We start from the raw sequence: 18,042 nt of genomic DNA on the forward strand, positions 1-18,042 counted from the left end.
GAAATGCAGAAAGTGTTTGGTCTTGTCATCTAGGCAGGGGCTGCTCGAAAAGCAAACCCCTGTGAAAATACGACAATTCAACAGGAATATATCGTGAACCTTAAGGTTTTCGGCCCCCTGTTGTCAATTTGGCTTACTGCTGGATTGTGTCCTGCTGCATCCAGGATGCGACGTCCAGAGACAGGGCATGACGGCTGGCGGGGCGCGTATAGAGCATGTGGCCACCCTGATAGAGATGCAGGGAAACGCGGTCTGCTCCGACCGTCAGATGGTCCTTCATCCAGCGGGCTGTGCCGAACGGGCAGGCAAGATCGTAGTACCCGTTTGCAACGAACACACGCAGACCCGGATCAAGCGCCAGCAAACGGTTCAACACTGGAATCTGATGGACAGGAGCAGGACCGCCTTCGCTCCATTTCCAGCTTGAATTGACCTTGAAGGAGAGCAGATCATAGGTCAGCGGAGTCTGGAAACCGAGGTCGTTGGCGGCATAACCAGAGAACGCGTTGCCATAGGCCCGGCCAAAGCCGAACAGCGTTGGGTCAGGGCTTTCGTCCAGACCGTCTGCCGCAGGGTCGGCAATCGTCTGGGTAAAGTCATACAGGCCATGAAGGCGACCGTTCTGGGACATGACGTCATGCGACCCGATAGCCGGAACACCATGCTGGCGTGTTACCACATCTTCCGGAAGGCCCGTACGGTGAGCGACTTCGGCGTAGAATGTCTTTCCGTCTTCGCCGCTGGGAATTTTGCCAGCAACCTTGGGAAGATAAGTGCCCATCGCCCATTCATATGCTGCATCAGCCGACTGCTGGGTGACGTTCGGGCTTTCATGCGCCGAAATCAGACTTGGGATCATGAGGGCAGCAGACAGAGGGTTCTCGTCCGTGTCCAGAAGCGGCATTTCGATGGCAGGCGACAGCATCACGACGCCGTTCAACAGAATTCCCTGTTCCATCTGAAGCGCATTGGCGACCTGGATGGAGCGGATGCCACCGTAGCTTTCACCTACTAGATAATGCGGGGAGGACTGACGACTGTTCTTGGCTGTCCAGAGCTGGATGGCCTTGGCAAACGTGCTAGCATCCTGCTTGACGCCGTAGAACTGGTCTCCAGCCTTGGCGGTGTCGAGCGGACGGGAATAGCCCGTGCCCACGGCATCGAAGAACACCATGTCCGTGAACGGAAGCCAGCTATCCGGATTGTCACCGAGCTTCGCGTGAGTGCCGTCGGTTGCATCCTTGGGAGGCATGGTCAGGGCGACCGGGCCTGCGGCGCCAAGGTTCAGGTAGGCTGTTGCGGCACCGGGGCCACCGTTGAAGAAATACGAGACAGGACGCTTGGCGTCCGCTGCGCCGTCCTTGGTGTAGGACACGTAGAACATGCGCGCCGTCGGCTTCCCATCCGGGCCACGGAGGGTCAGGGTGCCAGCATGAGCGGTGTAGGCGATGCCATTCAGATGATGCTTCGTAACGGAGTCAGTGGGAAGCAGAGCGGCTTCACCGGTAAAGCTGTCTGAGGCCTTGGCTGCGTCAGCTTTGAGCGTGTCCTTCGGGGCATCTGCCGCCAGGGCAGGAAAGGCAGAAACGGGGGAAAGAAGGGACAGGGCAAGCAGCAGCGCGCGGCGGGACATCATCTGTCTGTCATCTCCGATGAGAATTGCAGGGTTGTTTCTGCCCTACCAGCACGGATGCTCGTCTGCCACCGGCCCCGCATGAAGTTTTCGTCATGCGGGGCCGGTATTGTCTTGTTACTGGCCCTGAGGTGCCTTGATGTTGGGAGACAGCATCAGCCGCGGATCTGCAACGCGATCATAGTCATCGGCTGTCATGAAGCCCAGTTCCAGAGCTGCTTCCTTCGGGCTCAGGTTCTTTTCCATCGCATGATGGGCGACCTGTGCGGCCTTGTCGTATCCAATGGCAGGAGAAAGCGCCGTAACAAGAACGAGGGAGCGGTCCAGATCCTGCTTCAGTTTGTCTTCGTTAGCGTGAATGCCTTCGACAAGATGCTGACGGAAGTTCTCTGACCCGTCATGAAGGAGCGTGATGCCCTGCATAATGTTGTGGATCATGAGTGGCTTGTACACGTTCATGTCGATCATGCCAGACGCGCCACCCAAGCCAACCGCCACATCATTGCTCATGACCTGCAAGGCCAGCATGGACAGGGCTTCAGCCTGTGTCGGGTTGATTTTGCCTGGCATGATGGAAGAGCCTGGCTCGTTTTCCGGCAGCAGCAGTTCGCCGAAACCAGCACGAGGGCCACAGGCCAGCAGGCGGATGTCATTGGCGATCTTGAACAGGCTTCCCGCCGCAGTCCGCAGGCAACCCGACAGGTGGACCAGTGCATCGTGCGCGCCCTGAAGGGCGAATTTGTTTTCGCCAGCCGTGAAGTCCAGTTGCGTCAGATGCGCGATTTCTCCACAGGCACGCGTGTCAAATCCGGCGTCTGTATTTACGCCAGTGCCGAGCGCCGTTCCGCCAAGAGCCAGTGGAAGGAGGCCATCCCGGGCCGCTTCAAGGCGTGCAATATTGTCTGTCAGCATCCCGGCGTAGCCATACCATTCCTGACCAAGCGTAATGGGGACAGCATCCTGAAGATGCGTGCGGCCAACCTTGACCAGATCCTTCCACTCTTCCGCTTTGGCAGCGATGGCATCCCTCAGTCTGGTGAGGGCAGGAATAAGGCGGCGATGTACACCCAGAACAGCCGCAATGTGCATGGCGGTTGGGAAGTTGCAGTTGGTGGACTGCGCCATGTTGACGTGGTCGTTCGGATGCAACGGTGCCTTGCTACCTAGCGGCTGACCCGTGAGTTGGCTGGCCCGGTTTGCGATGACTTCATTGACGTTCATGTTGAACTGCGTGCCAGAGCCCGTCATCCAGACATGGAGTGGGAACATCCGGTTATGCTGTCCGGTCATGATCTCATCGCAGACGGTATGGATCAGATCCGCGCGATCCTGGGACAGGCGGCCACTGGCCGCATTGGCCGAGGCGCAGGCACGCTTCATGATCGCATAAGCCTCGATCATTTCCTGCGGCATCAGTTCGCGGCCGATGCTGAAATATTTCAGGGAGCGCTGTGTCTGGGCGCCCCACAGAACATCATCAGCAACTTCGATCTGGCCCATGCCATCGGTTTCAATACGGCTCATGCGGTCTGGAGCTTTCCTGCAGGACGGAGTTCATGCCTGCGCGGAAACTATCCCAGAAGGATCAGGGGGAAAACAGGGGAAGGGACGCAGACAATCAGCAGATGGTGCTTCCGCTTGAAGCACAGACAACTGCTGACTGAGATGTCGGCCTTTAACGGCCGAGCCAGCGATCCCCACCGAAGCGATTGTGGGAGAACAGAAAACCCGCGCAAAGACCTGCGGCCGCAAAGACGATCGTCCACAGGGAGATCGGGAGGAGCATGGTCGAAACGGCTGAAAGCAGAACCATCCCTGCGAAGGCACAGATGGCGGATTCGATCATCCGGGGCCCGAAATGACGTTCAGCACCGCAATTCGGACAGTGCTCTGCGGTCGACCGGATTTTTTGCCGGCAGACCGGACAGATTGTGACGGCTGTGGAAAGGGGTTCCATCATTGGCCGTGATTCTCCTCATGTTCACCGACGGCGATCCGCGCTTCCACAGCCAGGCGCCATTGCGCATCAGCCGGGGCGGCCGCCAGGGCACGGCGATACAGATCAAGACTGCTCGCGGAAATGTGCCCGTCCTTCTGGGTCTGGAGTTCTGCGAGCTGGATTGCAAGCTCTGGAGTAAAATGAATGTCCAGAGCGGACTTCCAGTCGGCGATGGCTTCTGAAGTCAGGCCAGCGCGCGCCTCGATCTGACCCAGCAGGACATGACCAGTCTCGTAGGTCGGATTGTCCTTTGGAATCGTGGCGACCTGCGCCTGAAGCTTCTGGATCATGACCATCGCTTTAGCGTCTGGCTTGACCTGACGTGCGCTTAAAGGCTGTGGCGGTAGGGACGGGTGCCCGTTCACGATATACAGCGCAAATGCTGCAACCGGGATGCCAAGACCAACGGCGAAAACGGGGAGAAAGCGCTTCGAACGGGCCGTTGCGTCTTTCAGGTCTGGTGTGGCGGAAGATTCGTCAGCAGCCAAAAGCCTCCGCTGGATCTCGATGCGGGCTGCCCCGTATTCGTCTCCGTTGACGAGACCCAAATCCCGGTCCCGATCGAGTTCGGCGAGCTGGCCGCGATAGAGCGTCAAAGCAGAGTCCCGCGCGTCCACGCGGCGGCGGAGGCGGCGGAGGCCATAAAGGGCCGGTAGCAGCGTGATAGCTGCAACACTCAGGATTCCCAACCAGAACAAGACTTTACTCCCGGCCCGACAGGGCATCCAGGCGTGCACGCTCATCATCCGAGAGCGGCACAGGTGTAATGATGCGACGTCTCGTCGCACGCCACGCAATAACAAGACCGGCCACCAGAGCCAGAGCAGGCATCAGCCAGAGCAGGGCTGTGGACCATGAAAACTGGGGAGCCAGACGGATGAATTCGCCATAGCGATCTCCCATCCAGTCCATGATCTGTTGGTCAGACTTCCCCGCCGCGACCTGCTCGCGAACAACTTTGCGCAGATCGCGGGCCAGCGGTGCACTGCTGTCTTCGATGCTCTCATTCTGACAGACGAGGCAGCGGAGGTGAGCACCGATGGCTTCCGCACGTTTTTCCTGCATTGGGTTGGAGAGCATTTCTGACGGGTCATCAACTGCGAGAGCGATGCCGCCTCCCGCCAGTGCTACAGCGAGCAGCAGGGCAGACAGACGTTTCATCATAGTCCTGTAAGCCTTGGCCGGATTTCCGCGTCGTAGATTTGCGGATCGAGAGCGGCACTGCCATGCCAGAGAATCCGGCCGCCGGGGGCGACAAGAAAGCTCTCCGGCACGCCTGTTACACCCCAGTCAATCGCGACGCGGCCATGTCTGTCAGAAGCCACGCGGGCATAAGGCGTGCCATCACGCTGAACAAAGGCACTCGCGTTTTCTGGCTTGTCTTCATACGCGATGCCCCAGATGGGCATATTGCGGGAAATGGATCGTAGGCCAGGCATTTCCTGAACGCAGGGAATGCACCAGGACGCAAAGAAATTTACCAGAACCGGGCGTGTTTCAGCCTTCAGCTCCTTATCCGTAAATCCGTCACCCAGTCCGGGCAGACCTGGCATGGCAAATTCAGGAATAGGGCGGCCGACATTCGGGTTTTTGATGGCCCGCGGGTCAAAGCCGCCACTTTCCATTCCTTGCAGCATTTTCCAGAACCCGACGCCCAGCACGCCAGCGCCAACAATCGGAAGGGCCGTCAGGAGGCCGCGTCGTGTTGCATTCATGCGTGTCTCTCCTCAGGCTTTGGCCATGGTCCGTGCGGCAGACCGCTTCGGTGCGCCAACGCGCAGACGACGATCCGAGAGCGAGAACGCTCCGCCGATGGCCATAACAAGCCCGCCCAGCCACATCCACGGGGCAAGCGGGTTCTTGTGCAGACGTAGCACATAGGTCGCATCGGCGCCCGTTCCGTGCCGGTCTCCCACGACGCCATAAAGATCCGTGATGAAGTTCGTATGGATCGCGACTTCTGTTGTTGTCTGGTTCTGTGTGGTGAAGTCCCGCTTTTCCGGATGCAGCATCGTGACCAGTTTGCCGTTATGGCGTACGGCAATATCTGCCTGCATCGCGCGGTAATTCGGCCCGGCATAGTCATGAACATTGACGAGCCTCCAGTCATCACCGGCGAGGCTGCGGGTCTCGCCAACGTGGATCTCTACGATCGCATGCTGGGCACCAGACATTCCACACAGACCCAGCACGGTAATGCCTGCACCGATATGTGCCAGCGCTGCTCCCCAGCTTGAACGGGGAAGGCTCTTGGCGCGCGCCAGCATGTCACTGCGGCTGGAATGACCAAGGCCAATGCGGCGCAGAACATCCGTAACGGAGGCCGCCATGACCCAGATCGCCAGAGCGCCACAGGCGATGGGCAATGCTCCAGAGAACTTCCAGAAACACAGGACCAGGCCGATGGCAGCGAGAATGGCTGCAACAAACAGATGGGAGAATGTTCGTGCCAGTTGCGCCCGTTTCCATGGCAGCGCTGTTCCGACGCCCATGGCCAAAAGGAGGGGAATTGTGAGTGGGATGGTTGCCGCATCGAAGAATGGCTTGCCCACTGAAATGGTGCGCCCCGCCAGAAGCTGCATGAATGGCGGATACATCGTGCCTGTCACAACAACCGCACAGATCGAGCACAGCAGGATATTGTTCAGAACGAGCGAGCCTTCTCGCGAGACGGGTGAGAACAGGCCGCCAGATGTCAAAGACGGTGCGCGCCATGCAAAGAGAGCGAGCGAACCGCCAATGACCAAAGCCAGAAGTGCCAGAATGAACACGCCACGGGCCGGATCATTCGCGAAGGCATGAACAGAATTCAGAATACCTGAACGGACGAGGAATGTGCCGGACAGGGAGAACGAGAATGTCGCAATAGCCAGCAGAACCGTCCAGATTTTCAGGCCCTCGCGCTTTTCTACGACGATGGCGGAATGAACGAGTGCGGTTCCGGTCAGCCACGGAATGAGCGAAGCGTTCTCAACAGGGTCCCAGAACCAGTAGCCGCCCCAACCCAGCACATAATAAGACCACCAGGACCCAAGTGCGATGCCGCAGGTCAGGAAGCACCAGGCCGCTACGGCCCAAGGGCGAACCCAGCGGCCCCACGCGGCATCCACTCGGCCTTCAAGCAAAGCCGCAACGGCAAACGCAAATGGGACGGCAAAGCCAACATAGCCCGTGTAGAGAATGGGCGGATGGAAGGCGAGGCCCGGGTCCTGAAGCAGGGGGTTCATGCCCTGACCATCCATGGGAGCCGGAAAAACGCGGTCGAACGGGTTGGAGGTCAGGAGGCAGAACAGCTGGAATCCGGCTGAAACACCGCCAAGAATGGCCAGAACGCGGCCACGGAGAATATCCGGGAGATTGCGCCCAAATGTCGATACGGCTGCGCCACAGACGCCGAGGATCAGCGTCCAGAGCAGGACAGACCCTTCATGGTTTCCCCAGACACCCGTGATTTTATACAGCAGCGGTTTGGAGGCAGCTGAGTTTGCCGCGACATTCTGGACGGAGAAATCATCCCGAACGGCACACATGATCAGGCTGAAGAAAGAGATGGCCAGAGCGAAAAGCTGTGAAACCGCGAGAAATGGCGCCATGGCGACAAGGCGGGCATTGCGCTTGTGAGCGCCCCAGAGGGGAACGACAAACTGAATGAGTGCGAGAACGCAGGCGAGGGCCAGGGCAAAATGGCCCTGTTCTGGTCCAAACATTATGGCGTTCAGCCTCCGGTTTTCTTGGCTGTCATGGTGTCCCAGCTTGCCGCGTCAGGAGCTTTACCAAAACGTGGGTCCCACTTGCCGGTACGCTTCAGTTCTTCGGCCACTTCCTTGGGCATGTAAGTCTCGTCATGCTTGGCGAGCACTTCACTGGCCGTGAAACCACCATCCTTCTGCACCGTGCCTAGTGCCACGACGCTCTGGCCTTCGCGGAAAAGGTCAGGAAGGATGCCGGTGTAGTGAACTTCGACTGAAGCCTGGCCATCCGTCACGTTGAAGGAGTTTACCGGGGCATCGTGTTCCGTGATGCGGTGCAGTGAGCCCGCAACGACCATTCCGCCCAGGCGGATCGTGCGATCAGGCGCCGGGGGGTGCGCCTTGACCTGAGACGGGGCCATGAAGAACACGATGTTGGACGAGAAGGCCCTCAGCGTCAGGGCTGCCGCGGAACTGATACAGGCGAGGCAGGCGATAACAATCCACAGGCGACGTGTCTTGCGGGTCATGATGCAGAGCTTTCACGGTGGCGGAGCTGGCTTTCGACAGCCGCCAGCCGGGCTTTGGCACGGCGCAGACGCAAAGCCGCGCCGATACCGAGAACCAGCGAGCAGCCGATGGTGAGACCATAAGCTGCGGCGATATAGGGCCAGTGATTGGGAAGGTGCATCATGCTGCGGACCTGTCCGGACGGTTGAGCCTGGAGCGTGCCATCAGCTGACGCGCGCGGCTCTCGTGGATTGCGGCACTCAGCCGGGCGAAAATGACAGCGGCGACACCAAGTGTGAAGCCGATGGTGGTGATGAGAAGCGGCCAGAGCATCGTCATGGACATGGTCGGTGCACCAGTCAGCGTGATGCTGTCCGGCTGATGCAGCGTATTCCACCATTGGACGCTGAACTTGATGATCGGTAGATCAATGGCTCCGGCCAGTGCCAGAATGGCAGCGGCGCGCTGTCCACGGGCAGGTTCATCGAAGGCCCGGATCAGGGCGATGTGCCCCAGGTACAGGAAAAACAGCACCAGAACGGAGGTCAGGCGCGCGTCCCATACCCACCAGGTGCCCCACATCGGCTGTCCCCAGAGGGAGCCTGTGACGAGGCAAAGAGCGGCTGCGCAGGCCCCGACCGGACCGATTTCAATGGCCGCGAGATCCGCCAGAGGATGCCGCCACACGAGGGAAAGAAGCCCGCAGACAGCGAGACCGAGATAGCAGGAGGACGCAAGCCAGGCCATCGGGACATGCACATACATGATCCGGACTGTCTCGCCCTGTTGCCAGTCAGCGGGAGCGAAAAAGAGGCCCCAGACAATGCCGACGGTCAGGAAGATGATCGCACCTGTGGATAGCCACGGCTGAAGCGCACGGGCCAGACGCAGGAATTGCCCCGGATTGGCATAACGATGGAGCAGATTGGGCGTAGGGCGCACGGGAACTCTCAACTCGGAGAAATATTTCTACTTGAAATAGTCCGAACCCCACGCATTCGGAAGGGGCGCATTGTCCCATTGTTCCTATGACTGTTATCACGTTTCACGGAAATGAGCGCGAAATGGGAACTTTCCGCAGGAGAAAGACGTGGCGTACTGGCTGATAAAATCCGAACCCGAAGCCTTTTCGTGGAATGAACAGGTTCGTAATGACATCGAACCATGGACCGGCGTTCGCAACTATCAGGCGCGGAACAATCTTGCGGCCATGAAGACGGATGACCTGGCGTTTTTCTATCACTCGGTGAGCGAAAAGCAGATCGTTGGTGTCGTCAGGGTCGTGAAAGAGGCTTATCCGGACCCGACTGCGGACGACCCGCGTTGGGTTTGCGTGGATGTGAAGGCGAATGGTGCTTTCACGACTCCGGTAACCCTGGCTCAGATCAAGGCAGATCCGGCTCTGGAAGAGATGGCTCTTCTCAGGCAATCCCGCCTTTCTGTCGCCCCTGTGACGGAGCAGGAGTTCCAGCATCTGACAAAAATCGGCGGATGGGTCCGCGCCTGACGGACCCGCTCCCGGTCAGTGAATGTCTGACGCATCCCCGTTGACGAGAACATTGGTCTGCCCGTTGGACGGGTGCCCGGCGTAGGTGAGGGGAAGATCTTCGCTGTGATAGGGCGCCGTAACGGGGGCGTTGAACTTCACCGGCATACCGAAAATGCTGAAGTGGGACGGCAGGTTGTTTGTGCCGTTGGTTTTCTGCTCAGCATTGGTGCCCGGCATGCCGACAGGAAGATGCGTCCGCACTTCACCGCTGAAATTTGCGAGTCTTTCCTCGGAGTCTTCCACGGCAACATAGCCGTGCGGCGGCGGAGGAGCTCCACCGTCTGGCAGTGCAACCTGCTGGGCGGGCGTCAGGTTTTTCTCTGGCGGGTTGTTCAGCTGATGCGCCGTTGACGGCGGGATCTGTGGCAGATCGGCTGTACTGTGGCTACGATGGGCATGATGTGGAGCGGACAGAGCCGGTGTGGCTGCTGTCACAAGGAGGCTGGCTACCAGCGGGGCAGACAGGATCCAGCGGGAAAATGTTTTCATAATATGTCCTTCTCCACACCCGGCCGGGGCACCCGTCAAGCAGGGGGCTTTCGTGATGCGATATGAAACCTGCTATCGGGTAAACGGTTTCAGGTCTTACGAACAGGAGTTTTGATCGTCATGACCGTAGAGAATGGCTCGCAGCTTCCGAGTAGCGAATTTGCATCACTGGCGCTGGACGGGGACTCGTTGGCCCAGCTTCAGTCCGTGCTGGAACGCGTCGAACAGGGGCGTGGTGTCCTTGTCCGTCTGGCGGACCTGATGGGAGGAGCCGTCGGGCAGGCTGCGCGACTCGGGATGAAAGGCCTCGGCCTTGCGCCCACGGTGCAACAGAAAATTCAGAAGACGGCTGAAATCGCAATTGAACGTGCTTTCAATATTGCGATTGTCGGGATCAAGAATGACGTCCCGCTCGTTCGTGAACCGTGGCGTGAGAATGCCGGACAGGCTGCTGTTGCCGTGTCGGGCGCCGTCGGTGGTTTTGGTGGAATTTTTGGACTGGCCCCTGACGTCGGGTTCACAACCCTGACTATCATGCGGGAAATCGCGCGGATTGCCCGTGAAGAGGGCGAAGACCTGCGTGATGAGGGAACACGCCGCGCGTGCCTTGAAGTGTTTGCACTCAAAACTTTCCCTGCCCGTCAGGAAGAGGACGATGGGGAACTCGGGTTCTTCTCCGCGCGTGCTTTGCTGCGTGGACGTCCGGTTGTGATGCTGATTTCCGAAGTGGCCTCTCATTATGGAATTGGCCTGTCGCGGAAGTTCGCGTTGCAGATGGTTCCTGTTGCAGGTGCGCTGTGTGGTGCTTCGCTTAATGCTGCCTTCCTCGCCCATTATCGCGCACTTGCGCGGGCACATTTCACGATCCGTCGTCTGGAGCGCACTCACGGTCGCGCTGTTCACGAAGCTGCAGTGGACATCCGCTCAGGTGCTGCGTCAGAAACCTTTTCCTGATTTTTCAGGACGCTGAACGAAAGCTGGAAATATGATGCCGAGCAGTCTTGTCTGGCTGAGTTTCACATTGGTTCTGGCTGTCGTGCAGCTATTTCTGACGTCAGCGGCCTGCCGCAGGCAGGATGGTGTGCAGTGGGCCACGAGTAACCGGGATGGCGAAGCCCCGCGATACACAGGCGTTGCCGCCAGAATGCGGCGGGCACAGGCAAATTTTCAGGAGACGCTCCCGATCTTTATCGGGGCAGTCCTTGTGGCCCATGTGGCCGGTCGGGACGGAAGTCTGGTGACCTGGGGAGCAGGTCTCTACTTCCTGGGGCGACTGGCTTATATTCCAGCCTATGCCCTGGGTCTGGGAAGCATCCGCAGTTTGATCTGGGGTGTGTCGATGATCGGGCTGTTTCTGGTTCTGGGCGGACTGATCTGACGATCAGCTTCGCTTGGGGCGAAGGCGCCAGAAGTCCAGTAGGCCCCAGAACACAATTCCTGCAAAACAGATTTTGACGAGTGCCATCAGCAGGCCGTCAGCTTCAGGGAGCAGGAAGCGTGCGAGCCCGAGCGGAATCAGACAGATCAGATAAACAAACGCTATAGGCAATGCAGTACTCCATCGAGATTGGAGTACTATGTACCACATCCGGGTACAGAAAGGTGAATAATCCCCCATGTGCGACGCGAAGCAGAAACCGGATGTCTGACATTACGCCTGAAATCCTGCTGGATGCTTACGCCTCGGGGATTTTCCCGATGGCCCCTGATCGGGACAGTGATGAGCTCAGCTGGTATTTTCCAGAGGAGCGTGGAGTACTTCCGCTCGACGCAATGATTGTTCCCCGCAAACTGATGCGTACGATCCGGTCCGGCAAGGTTCAGGTTACATCGGATCGGGCCTTTGGAGATGTCATGTTGGCCTGTGCAGACCCTGCGCCGGGCCGGGAAGAGACGTGGATCAGCCCAAAAATCTGTGACCTCTATGGCGCTCTGCATCAGCGTGGTTTTGCACATTCGATCGAAGTCTGGGACGACAGTGCCCTGGTAGGGGGGCTGTATGGCGTTGCCCTTGGCGGAGCATTTTTCGGGGAGAGCATGTTTTCCCGCCAGCGCGATGTTTCCAAGATTGCATTGGTTCATCTCGTTGCAGGATTGCGAAAGGGAGGGTATCGCCTTCTGGATACGCAATATACCACTCCCCATCTGACAACGCTTGGGGGCATCGGTATTCCGGCGGCAGATTATCTGGCGCTGCTGAACCAGGCTTTGACTGTCCGTACCATCTGGCCGGATGATTTCAGTCTGCACGCCCTGCGCGATGACATCGCGTCTCTGCGCCCACATCCAGGAGAATCCTGATGATTTCATTCCTCCGGCGGCATCAGTCTGCTCTTCTCATTGGCCTGCTTCTCGCAGGCAGTGGCGGATCGGCTCTCGCTGATGACCATCCGAGACTGGCGCCCGCGCGTGATGCGACCGTGACCTATCACCTGTCTGCTCCGGCCTCTCAGGGCGGCGATGTGAAGGTCTATTTCTCAGGCTCGGGTGATCTGCTGCGGATCGATTCAGCGGATGGGCAAGGCATCACGATTCTGGACCGGCCGGGGCAGGTCGTGACGCTCGTAATGGTGCCGCGCAAACTGTACGCACATATTCGTCCCCAGCACGGACTGCATAATCCGTTCATGCTGGATCTGGGCATGAAGTACACCAAGGGCGGTAAAGAGACGATTGCCGGGGCCGTTTGTGATCATTGGGATATCCAGACAGCCCATGGCAAAGCTTCGGCCTGCGTGACTGACGATGGTGTCATTCTTGCCGAGGATGGTGTGGATGCCGATGGTGCCTCGGGCTCTATCCGCGCTGTAAGCCTGTCCTATGGGGATCTCCCTACCGCGACGTTCCAGCCCCCGGCTGGTTTCCAGGAAATTACACCCCGCACAGCGTCTCGCCGTCAGGGGGGAGCCAGCAATCAAGCGAACACACTAACGCCATCTCCTGTGCCGGAAGGTGGCGCTGCAGGCGATTCCAGTGTGCAGACGCCGGGTCATATTGCAGCAGAAGGTACTCCTGCGGAAACCTCAGGTCCTGCGGCTCCAACGCTTTTGCCAGGGCAGGTTGCGCCTTCGCAGGATACAACCCAGCCATCTGTTCCTAATGATTCTGCTGGCGACGGAACGGTCTCCTCACCTGATCAGCCGCCAAGCGGACCAGTAAACGGTGGCATGAAAGAATGAAGCGTATTTCTCTGGCCGCCGCCTTTACCTTGGCCGTTTTCGTAACTGGCGCAGCGAACGCTGCTGACACCATGACAGCCCCTTTTGTCACACCGATGCACGATGCGGATATCGATTACGTCATGGTGGGGCCGGGAGGGCAGCATCTGCACCAGCGGATGCGTTGGAACTCGCAGATGTGGCGTCAGCGCGTTGATCCGGAAGGGGCCTCAACGGTCATGCTGACGGATTACCGGCTTCATCGTCTGATGGTTCTGGATACGGCTCTGAAAACTGCCACGGTCACCGAAGCGCCGGGCGAATCGTTTTCCGCTCCGGGAACACCTGCGCCAGGGGCGTGGAAACAGGTCGGTCCGGCCACAATTGCCGGGGAGCCGTGCGTCATCTGGGAAGCTGCGGACACCGACAACAAGCCCACAGACTTCTGTTACACGGCAGATGGTCTGCTGCTCGGCGCGACCCAGAGCGGGCGACTTGTGGTACAGGCTGCCTCGGTAAATCGTGCGTCTCAGCCAGCAGAACTCTTTGATCCACCAGTCGGTTATCACCGGATTGACCCGAAGCACTGAGAGGGGCGGGCAATAGTCATAATTTGAGAAAATCTTGCCATGATTGTTGCCTTTTCCTGCCATTTTCGTGTGGCAGATTTCTTCTCACAGGACGGACAGGATCTCTTCTGATCCCCCGTCTGACGTAATGAGGAGATTTGCCATGCGTCGCATCACCCGTGCAGTCCTTCTGGCTGCGCCCCTGCTGATCGGCACGGCAGTAGTTGCCCCGAATGCCGTAGTTCCCGCCGCTGAAGCTCATTGGCATGGCGGATATGGCGGCCCCGGATACGGTGGCCCAGGGCGTGGATATTATGGCCCGGGACCGGGCTGGCATCGTGGCGGTCATCGTGGAAATACCGGTGCCGTCGTCGGTGGCATCCTAGGCGGTCTGGCAATCGGCGCCGTTGGTGGTGCCATGCTGAGCAACTCTTATGGTCCGCCACCGCCGCCGGTCGTCTATGCCCCGCCGCCACGTGTGGTTTATGCGCCACCGCCGCCGGTCGTTTATGCTCCGCCGCCGCCAGTTGTGGTTTATCCGCAATACTGAGCCCTTTTTACCCTTCGTCCGCCTTGATCGGGCGAAGGGTGTCAGGCAATCATGGTGCCTATGACAGATCATGCTCTTCAGGTGGGCGACCAGGCCCCTGCGTTTTCGCTTCCCGTCTCGGGAGGCGGTACCGTCAGCAGCGATGCGCTGAAGGGTAAGCCATATCTGCTTTATTTCTATCCGAAAGCTGACACGCCCGGCTGTACGACGCAGGCCTGCTCAATTCAGGAGAATCTGCCGTCTTTTGACAGTGAAGGCCTGACCATTATCGGTGTCAGCCCGGATGCCGTCTCAAAAATCGAACGGTTCGCTGCAAAGTACTCACTGACATTCCCGTTGGCGTCGGATGAAGACCATGTGGTGGCTGAGGCCTATGGCACGTGGGTTGAGAAATCCATGTATGGCCGCACCTACATGGGTATGGAGCGCAGTTCCTTTTTGGTGGATGGGAGCGGCGTAATCCGCCACATCTGGCGCAAAGTTAAGCCTGCTGAGCACTCTGCCCTTGTGGCAGAAGCGTTCCGGAGCCTGACCTCAGGGGCCTGAGAGCCTCTCCAGCCATCTCTTTCACAGACAGGGAGAACGCCGGAGGCTTCCCGGCAAACCAGTCATGGCCCTGCCTGATCCTTACACACCCGGCCCGTTTCATTTGCCCCGTCATCTGCATGTTGCACGGTGGGCCTGCATTGCCTTTGTCGCTCCTGTCGCCGTGGCCGGGGCGCTGTCGGCTGTCCTGTTGTGGAAGTTGGCACATGGGCCAGTCGATATCACAGCAGTTTCACGTCTCATTGAACCGGTGTCTGTCGTCGCAGGCAAAAAGCCGGGGCATCCCGCCGGGCGCCTTTCGTGGTCCCGGCTGCGTGTTCAGTGGCAACCAAGCTCTGGCGGTATTTCTGCCGGGCTGATGCTTGAAGCGCGCGGGCTGACGGTTGCCCGGCTGGATGGCACGCCTGCCGAACAGGCCGGGGAGGCCGATACGGTTCTGGCACTTGCGCCGCTTCTGCACGGCATCATCGCCCCGCGCAGATTGCGCCTGCAGGATGTCACGCTGGTTCTGCGTCGTCAGCCGAATGGCGATGTCGATCTGGATCTGCCCTCCCAGAAACACGGCGGTCGCGGTGTTCCGACACAGATGGACCGACTGGCCGCCCTGGACCTCAAGAACGTCAGCATTACGCTGCTGGGGCTTCCCAATGGACAACGACTACTATTGGGGCCGATTGAAGCGCACGGGCAGCGGCTGAAAGTCGCTGCTGCGTCTCATGATTACCTGTGGAATGGTTGGTGGCGCAGTTCCGTGCGCGTTGGATCATTCCAAACGCTTCTGACGGCAAAAGGCGGACAGACATCCGCGACCACTGGCCAGTGGCATCTGACGTCCACGACGTTCAGACCGTCCGGGTTGAATATGTTCGCTCCGGCTCTGGCGGCATGGGACGTCCCGCTGACCGTTGGCGCGGATATTCATGTCGTGCCTCATGGCATGGGAGAGCTTCCAGCCAGCATTGAGATGCAAGTTGCCCTTGGAGCCGGGCATGTTGCGCAGAAAGAAGCGCTGCCCGTTGATCTGCGTGACGGCAAGGCATCCCTTCATCTGGTTATGGCAAAACCTGGCACAGAGGGGGCCGCAAGGCTTTCCGTTCCTGACTGTTCGCTGACGATTGCTGATACCAATAATGCCCTGACGCACCTTCATGCGACCGCTGATCTGACCGTCGATGATCTCCAGCATATTCATGTGCTGGATGGAGATGCGACGGCCAGTCTAGATGGGTTTGATTTTGCGACGCTCGGGAGCGTTTGGCCTGCTGGTATCATCAGGGGCGGGCGGAAATGGATCGCTGCTAACATCACCAGCGGGCAGGGCCGTGACCTCATGGTCCGAACCCATCTTCATACGAGCGATGGGCTGTCGCACATTCTGCCGACCAGTATGGATGGCCAGTTGCTCGGCCATGACCTGACCGTGCACTGGCTGCGGCCTGTGCCGCCCGCGACGGGGATTGATGCACGTCTCGGATTTGATGGATTTGATACGCTGGTTCTTGATCTGGAGCATGGTCAGCAGGCCACGCCAGATGGAAACATCAGCATCCCTGACGGTCAGGTGCGCATTGGCAATCTGTATGAGAAAGGTCCGACGACAGGGGACATCAAAACCCATTTTCAGGGATCAGTCGCGGCTTTTCGGGATATTCTCTCTCACCCCAGGCTGCATCTTCTGTCACGGCATCCGCTTCCGTTCACGGAGCCTTCCGGGACTATTGATGCGGAGGCTCGGCTAACGCTGCCGCTGACGGCGCGTCTCAAAAACAGTGACATTCATGTTCAGGCCAAAGCCTCATTCGCCAACGTGCATCTGGGCAATGTTCTGATGGGGCGGCCTGTTGATGGAGCGTCCGGCACACTGGGGGCGACGGAAAACGGCCTGAACCTGACAGGGGATGGGCGGTTGTCAGGTATCCCTGTTCATGTCGCGCTGGATGAAAATTTCCAGCAGGGAGCGCCGGGAAGGGTGTTGCAGGATATTCGTGCAACGGCGCTTCTGGACCCCCTGTCTGCAGTGAAGTCGCATCTTGTGCCGGCGGGTTTGTTCACGGGGCAGGCCACGCTTTCAGCACATTATATTGAGCATGCTGATACGCTTGCAGATCTTGCTCTTTCCCTGAACATGGAGAAGGCCGGAATTACTGTTCCGGTCTGGACCAAGCCTGAAGGTGAGGCAGCTGTCGCGTCTGCCCATATTGGCTTTCGGGGCCATGACATGGTGGCGCTGGATGGGTTGCAGGCGCATGGTCAGACGCTTTCTGTCGCAGGTCGCGGCGTAACGCAGGCTGGACGTTTAAGCAGTATCATTATTGAAGGTTTCCGTCTGGGCCGAAGCGAAGGTGACGCCCAGATTACGTTACCGAGGGAGCCGTCCGCTCCCATTCAGATCGCTCTGGACGCTGATCCGCTGGATCTTGCGCCACTCTTCGATCCGGCCTCGCGCAAGGCTGCCCGGGATGCGGCAGAAGCTGCGTCACGCGAAGCAGGGAGCCCTGCCGCCGACAAGACTTCCGGTGTTGGCGATGCCTGGTCCATCGATCTGCACGCCCCGCGGGTCTATTTTGGTCCTAAAGGGCTGGTTGGGGGCGTCGTGTCGCATATTGAGCTGCGAAACGGCAGCCTGACATCCGGGCGATTTGCATTGGATGCCCCATCGCGTGTGAGAGCCGTTCTGGCCGATACAGGCCGGAGGCAGCCCTTCGTTCTGGATGTGGACAATCTGGGAGCACTGCTGAAAGGGTTGGGCTTATATGATCGGATCGGCGGCGGCGCGGCACATCTGGATGGAAATTTCCTGCGCGAGAAAGCTGGCACGTCAGGCCTTGGGCTGGGACTTCCGCCCTTCCGGGGGCAGCTGGAAATCGGGCCGTTCCAGTTCCTGCAGCCGCCCTTTACCCTGACGGCCGTTTCCGATCTTTCCCCGCTTCACTGGTCGCAAAGCCGCACGGATCGTTTCAGCGTAAGCCACGTGTCCACGAAGATTGCTCTGGAAGGGCGAAAGCTCGTTCTGCGCGATGGAACAATCGGGAATCAGGCGCTTGGCGCCACTGTAGAAGGGCCGGTGGATCTGGATACGTCAGCGTTGGCTCTGCATGGCACTATTGTGCCACTCTTTGGCCTGAACGCGCTGCCGGGGAAACTACCGGGGATCGGGCATATTCTGGCGCCAGAGAAGGGCGGGGGCGTCTTGGCCGCGACATTTGATGTGACGGGTGTCGTTGGTCAGCCTGAGTTGACCGTCAATCCGCTTTCCATGCTTCTTCCTGGAGCTTTACGGAAAATTCTCCAGTAGGCGCTCTTCCTTAAAGTCACAGCTGTTCCGAAATATGTACGGGAGTTCTATGATC

Annotated in this window: 21 protein-coding genes; 9 read left to right on the plus strand and 12 right to left on the minus strand. The window is 58.9% G+C overall.

The features are described 5' to 3' along the window. Positions 1-133: 133 nt before the first annotated feature. From KP707_RS01455 to ccmC, 10 genes are all read right to left on the minus strand, one after another. Complete coding sequence (locus KP707_RS01455; RefSeq protein ID WP_211501932.1) at positions 134-1,636, minus strand: S10 family peptidase; 1,503 nt, start codon at positions 1,634-1,636, stop codon at positions 134-136. A 114-nt stretch (positions 1,637-1,750) separates the two neighbouring features. Beyond that, complete coding sequence (locus KP707_RS01460) at positions 1,751-3,157, minus strand: lyase family protein (RefSeq protein WP_211501933.1); 1,407 nt, start codon at positions 3,155-3,157, stop codon at positions 1,751-1,753. Between the two features lie 151 nt (positions 3,158-3,308). Next, on the minus strand, positions 3,309-3,593 hold the full coding sequence (locus tag KP707_RS01465) for a hypothetical protein (protein WP_046899971.1): 285 nt from the start codon (positions 3,591-3,593) through the stop codon (positions 3,309-3,311). Next, positions 3,590-4,330, minus strand: coding sequence for a c-type cytochrome biogenesis protein CcmI (gene ccmI / locus KP707_RS01470; RefSeq protein WP_211501934.1), 741 nt, complete (start codon positions 4,328-4,330; stop codon positions 3,590-3,592). The genes KP707_RS01465 and ccmI overlap by 4 nt, the downstream gene beginning before the upstream one ends. A gap of 4 nt (positions 4,331-4,334) precedes the next feature. After that, positions 4,335-4,793, minus strand: coding sequence for a cytochrome c-type biogenesis protein (locus KP707_RS01475; RefSeq protein WP_211502229.1), 459 nt, complete (start codon positions 4,791-4,793; stop codon positions 4,335-4,337). Next, complete coding sequence (locus KP707_RS01480) at positions 4,793-5,347, minus strand: DsbE family thiol:disulfide interchange protein (protein WP_211495959.1); 555 nt, start codon at positions 5,345-5,347, stop codon at positions 4,793-4,795. The genes KP707_RS01475 and KP707_RS01480 overlap by 1 nt, the downstream gene beginning before the upstream one ends. A gap of 12 nt (positions 5,348-5,359) precedes the next feature. Continuing rightward, on the minus strand, positions 5,360-7,339 hold the full coding sequence (locus KP707_RS01485; RefSeq protein ID WP_211501935.1) for a heme lyase CcmF/NrfE family subunit: 1,980 nt from the start codon (positions 7,337-7,339) through the stop codon (positions 5,360-5,362). A gap of 8 nt (positions 7,340-7,347) precedes the next feature. Next, positions 7,348-7,851 carry a cytochrome c maturation protein CcmE gene (gene ccmE / locus KP707_RS01490; RefSeq protein WP_064273832.1) on the minus strand — a complete coding sequence of 168 codons (504 nt, stop codon included), beginning with the start codon at positions 7,849-7,851 and terminating at the stop codon, positions 7,348-7,350. After that, positions 7,848-8,015: a heme exporter protein CcmD gene (locus tag KP707_RS01495; RefSeq protein WP_143412318.1), complete on the minus strand. Its 168-nt coding sequence runs from the start codon at positions 8,013-8,015 to the stop codon at positions 7,848-7,850. The genes ccmE and KP707_RS01495 overlap by 4 nt, the downstream gene beginning before the upstream one ends. Continuing rightward, positions 8,012-8,773: a heme ABC transporter permease CcmC gene (ccmC, locus tag KP707_RS01500; protein ID WP_203548383.1), complete on the minus strand. Its 762-nt coding sequence runs from the start codon at positions 8,771-8,773 to the stop codon at positions 8,012-8,014. Before ccmC ends, KP707_RS01495 begins: the two co-directional genes overlap by 4 nt. A 148-nt stretch (positions 8,774-8,921) precedes the next feature. On the opposite strand from ccmC, the gene KP707_RS01505 reads away from it, so the two are divergent. After that, complete coding sequence (locus tag KP707_RS01505) at positions 8,922-9,338, plus strand: EVE domain-containing protein (protein WP_046899964.1); 417 nt, start codon at positions 8,922-8,924, stop codon at positions 9,336-9,338. A 15-nt stretch (positions 9,339-9,353) separates the two neighbouring features. On the opposite strand, the gene KP707_RS01510 is transcribed toward KP707_RS01505, so the two are convergent. After that, positions 9,354-9,869: a hypothetical protein gene (locus tag KP707_RS01510; RefSeq protein ID WP_099210700.1), complete on the minus strand. Its 516-nt coding sequence runs from the start codon at positions 9,867-9,869 to the stop codon at positions 9,354-9,356. A gap of 120 nt (positions 9,870-9,989) precedes the next feature. Between KP707_RS01510 and KP707_RS01515 the strand changes: the two genes are divergently transcribed. After that, positions 9,990-10,823 (plus strand): EcsC family protein, encoded by an 834-nt coding sequence (locus KP707_RS01515; protein WP_086634383.1) that lies wholly within the window; start codon positions 9,990-9,992, stop codon positions 10,821-10,823. 31 nt (positions 10,824-10,854) lie between these two features. Beyond that, on the plus strand, positions 10,855-11,247 hold the full coding sequence (locus KP707_RS01520; RefSeq protein WP_232309097.1) for an MAPEG family protein: 393 nt from the start codon (positions 10,855-10,857) through the stop codon (positions 11,245-11,247). Between the two features lie 3 nt (positions 11,248-11,250). Here the strand turns inward: KP707_RS01520 and KP707_RS01525 are convergent, their stop codons facing one another. After that, positions 11,251-11,418, minus strand: a complete 168-nt coding sequence (locus tag KP707_RS01525; RefSeq protein WP_157091174.1) for a hypothetical protein — start codon at positions 11,416-11,418, stop codon at positions 11,251-11,253. Between the two features lie 92 nt (positions 11,419-11,510). Here KP707_RS01525 and aat point away from each other — a divergent pair, with 92 nt between their 5' ends. From aat to KP707_RS01555, 6 genes are all read left to right on the plus strand, one after another. After that, positions 11,511-12,170: a leucyl/phenylalanyl-tRNA--protein transferase gene (aat, locus tag KP707_RS01530; RefSeq protein WP_211501936.1), complete on the plus strand. Its 660-nt coding sequence runs from the start codon at positions 11,511-11,513 to the stop codon at positions 12,168-12,170. After that, positions 12,170-13,048, plus strand: coding sequence for a hypothetical protein (locus KP707_RS01535; protein ID WP_211516013.1), 879 nt, complete (start codon positions 12,170-12,172; stop codon positions 13,046-13,048). Before aat ends, KP707_RS01535 begins: the two co-directional genes overlap by 1 nt. Beyond that, positions 13,045-13,617, plus strand: coding sequence for a hypothetical protein (locus KP707_RS01540; protein WP_215751565.1), 573 nt, complete (start codon positions 13,045-13,047; stop codon positions 13,615-13,617). The genes KP707_RS01535 and KP707_RS01540 overlap by 4 nt, the downstream gene beginning before the upstream one ends. Before the next feature lie 142 nt (positions 13,618-13,759). Next, complete coding sequence (locus KP707_RS01545) at positions 13,760-14,146, plus strand: hypothetical protein (RefSeq protein WP_046899957.1); 387 nt, start codon at positions 13,760-13,762, stop codon at positions 14,144-14,146. A 60-nt stretch (positions 14,147-14,206) separates the two neighbouring features. After that, positions 14,207-14,692: a thioredoxin-dependent thiol peroxidase gene (gene bcp, locus KP707_RS01550; protein ID WP_086634387.1), complete on the plus strand. Its 486-nt coding sequence runs from the start codon at positions 14,207-14,209 to the stop codon at positions 14,690-14,692. A gap of 64 nt (positions 14,693-14,756) precedes the next feature. After that, the gene (locus KP707_RS01555) at positions 14,757-17,987 is read left to right on the plus strand and encodes a DUF3971 domain-containing protein (RefSeq protein WP_211501938.1); all 3,231 of its coding nucleotides are present in this window, start codon (positions 14,757-14,759) and stop codon (positions 17,985-17,987) included. Positions 17,988-18,042 lie beyond the last annotated feature (55 nt).

The sequence above is a fragment of the Gluconobacter sp. P5E10 genome, assembly GCF_018812145.1.
In the GTDB taxonomy this organism is placed as follows: domain Bacteria; phylum Pseudomonadota; class Alphaproteobacteria; order Acetobacterales; family Acetobacteraceae; genus Gluconobacter; species Gluconobacter cerinus.

What these genes read in the sequence shown, in the direction of transcription:
- KP707_RS01455 (WP_211501932.1), bottom strand. Translation starts at nt 1,636, where the DNA reads ATGATGTCCCGCCGCGCGCTGCTGCTTGCCCTGTCCCTTCTTTCCCCC.
- KP707_RS01460 (WP_211501933.1), bottom strand. Translation starts at nt 3,157, where the DNA reads ATGAGCCGTATTGAAACCGATGGCATGGGCCAGATCGAAGTTGCTGAT.
- KP707_RS01465 (WP_046899971.1), bottom strand. Translation starts at nt 3,593, where the DNA reads ATGATGGAACCCCTTTCCACAGCCGTCACAATCTGTCCGGTCTGCCGG.
- KP707_RS01475 (WP_211502229.1), bottom strand. Translation starts at nt 4,793, where the DNA reads ATGAAACGTCTGTCTGCCCTGCTGCTCGCTGTAGCACTGGCGGGAGGC.
- KP707_RS01480 (WP_211495959.1), bottom strand. Translation starts at nt 5,347, where the DNA reads ATGAATGCAACACGACGCGGCCTCCTGACGGCCCTTCCGATTGTTGGC.
- KP707_RS01485 (WP_211501935.1), bottom strand. Translation starts at nt 7,339, where the DNA reads ATGTTTGGACCAGAACAGGGCCATTTTGCCCTGGCCCTCGCCTGCGTT.
- ccmE (WP_064273832.1), bottom strand. Translation starts at nt 7,851, where the DNA reads ATGACCCGCAAGACACGTCGCCTGTGGATTGTTATCGCCTGCCTCGCC.
- KP707_RS01495 (WP_143412318.1), bottom strand. Translation starts at nt 8,015, where the DNA reads ATGATGCACCTTCCCAATCACTGGCCCTATATCGCCGCAGCTTATGGT.
- KP707_RS01510 (WP_099210700.1), bottom strand. Translation starts at nt 9,869, where the DNA reads ATGAAAACATTTTCCCGCTGGATCCTGTCTGCCCCGCTGGTAGCCAGC.
- KP707_RS01515 (WP_086634383.1), top strand. Translation starts at nt 9,990, where the DNA reads ATGACCGTAGAGAATGGCTCGCAGCTTCCGAGTAGCGAATTTGCATCA.
- KP707_RS01520 (WP_232309097.1), top strand. Translation starts at nt 10,855, where the DNA reads ATGATGCCGAGCAGTCTTGTCTGGCTGAGTTTCACATTGGTTCTGGCT.
- aat (WP_211501936.1), top strand. Translation starts at nt 11,511, where the DNA reads ATGTCTGACATTACGCCTGAAATCCTGCTGGATGCTTACGCCTCGGGG.
- KP707_RS01535 (WP_211516013.1), top strand. Translation starts at nt 12,170, where the DNA reads ATGATTTCATTCCTCCGGCGGCATCAGTCTGCTCTTCTCATTGGCCTG.
- KP707_RS01540 (WP_215751565.1), top strand. Translation starts at nt 13,045, where the DNA reads ATGAAGCGTATTTCTCTGGCCGCCGCCTTTACCTTGGCCGTTTTCGTA.
- KP707_RS01545 (WP_046899957.1), top strand. Translation starts at nt 13,760, where the DNA reads ATGCGTCGCATCACCCGTGCAGTCCTTCTGGCTGCGCCCCTGCTGATC.
- bcp (WP_086634387.1), top strand. Translation starts at nt 14,207, where the DNA reads ATGACAGATCATGCTCTTCAGGTGGGCGACCAGGCCCCTGCGTTTTCG.
- KP707_RS01555 (WP_211501938.1), top strand. Translation starts at nt 14,757, where the DNA reads ATGGCCCTGCCTGATCCTTACACACCCGGCCCGTTTCATTTGCCCCGT.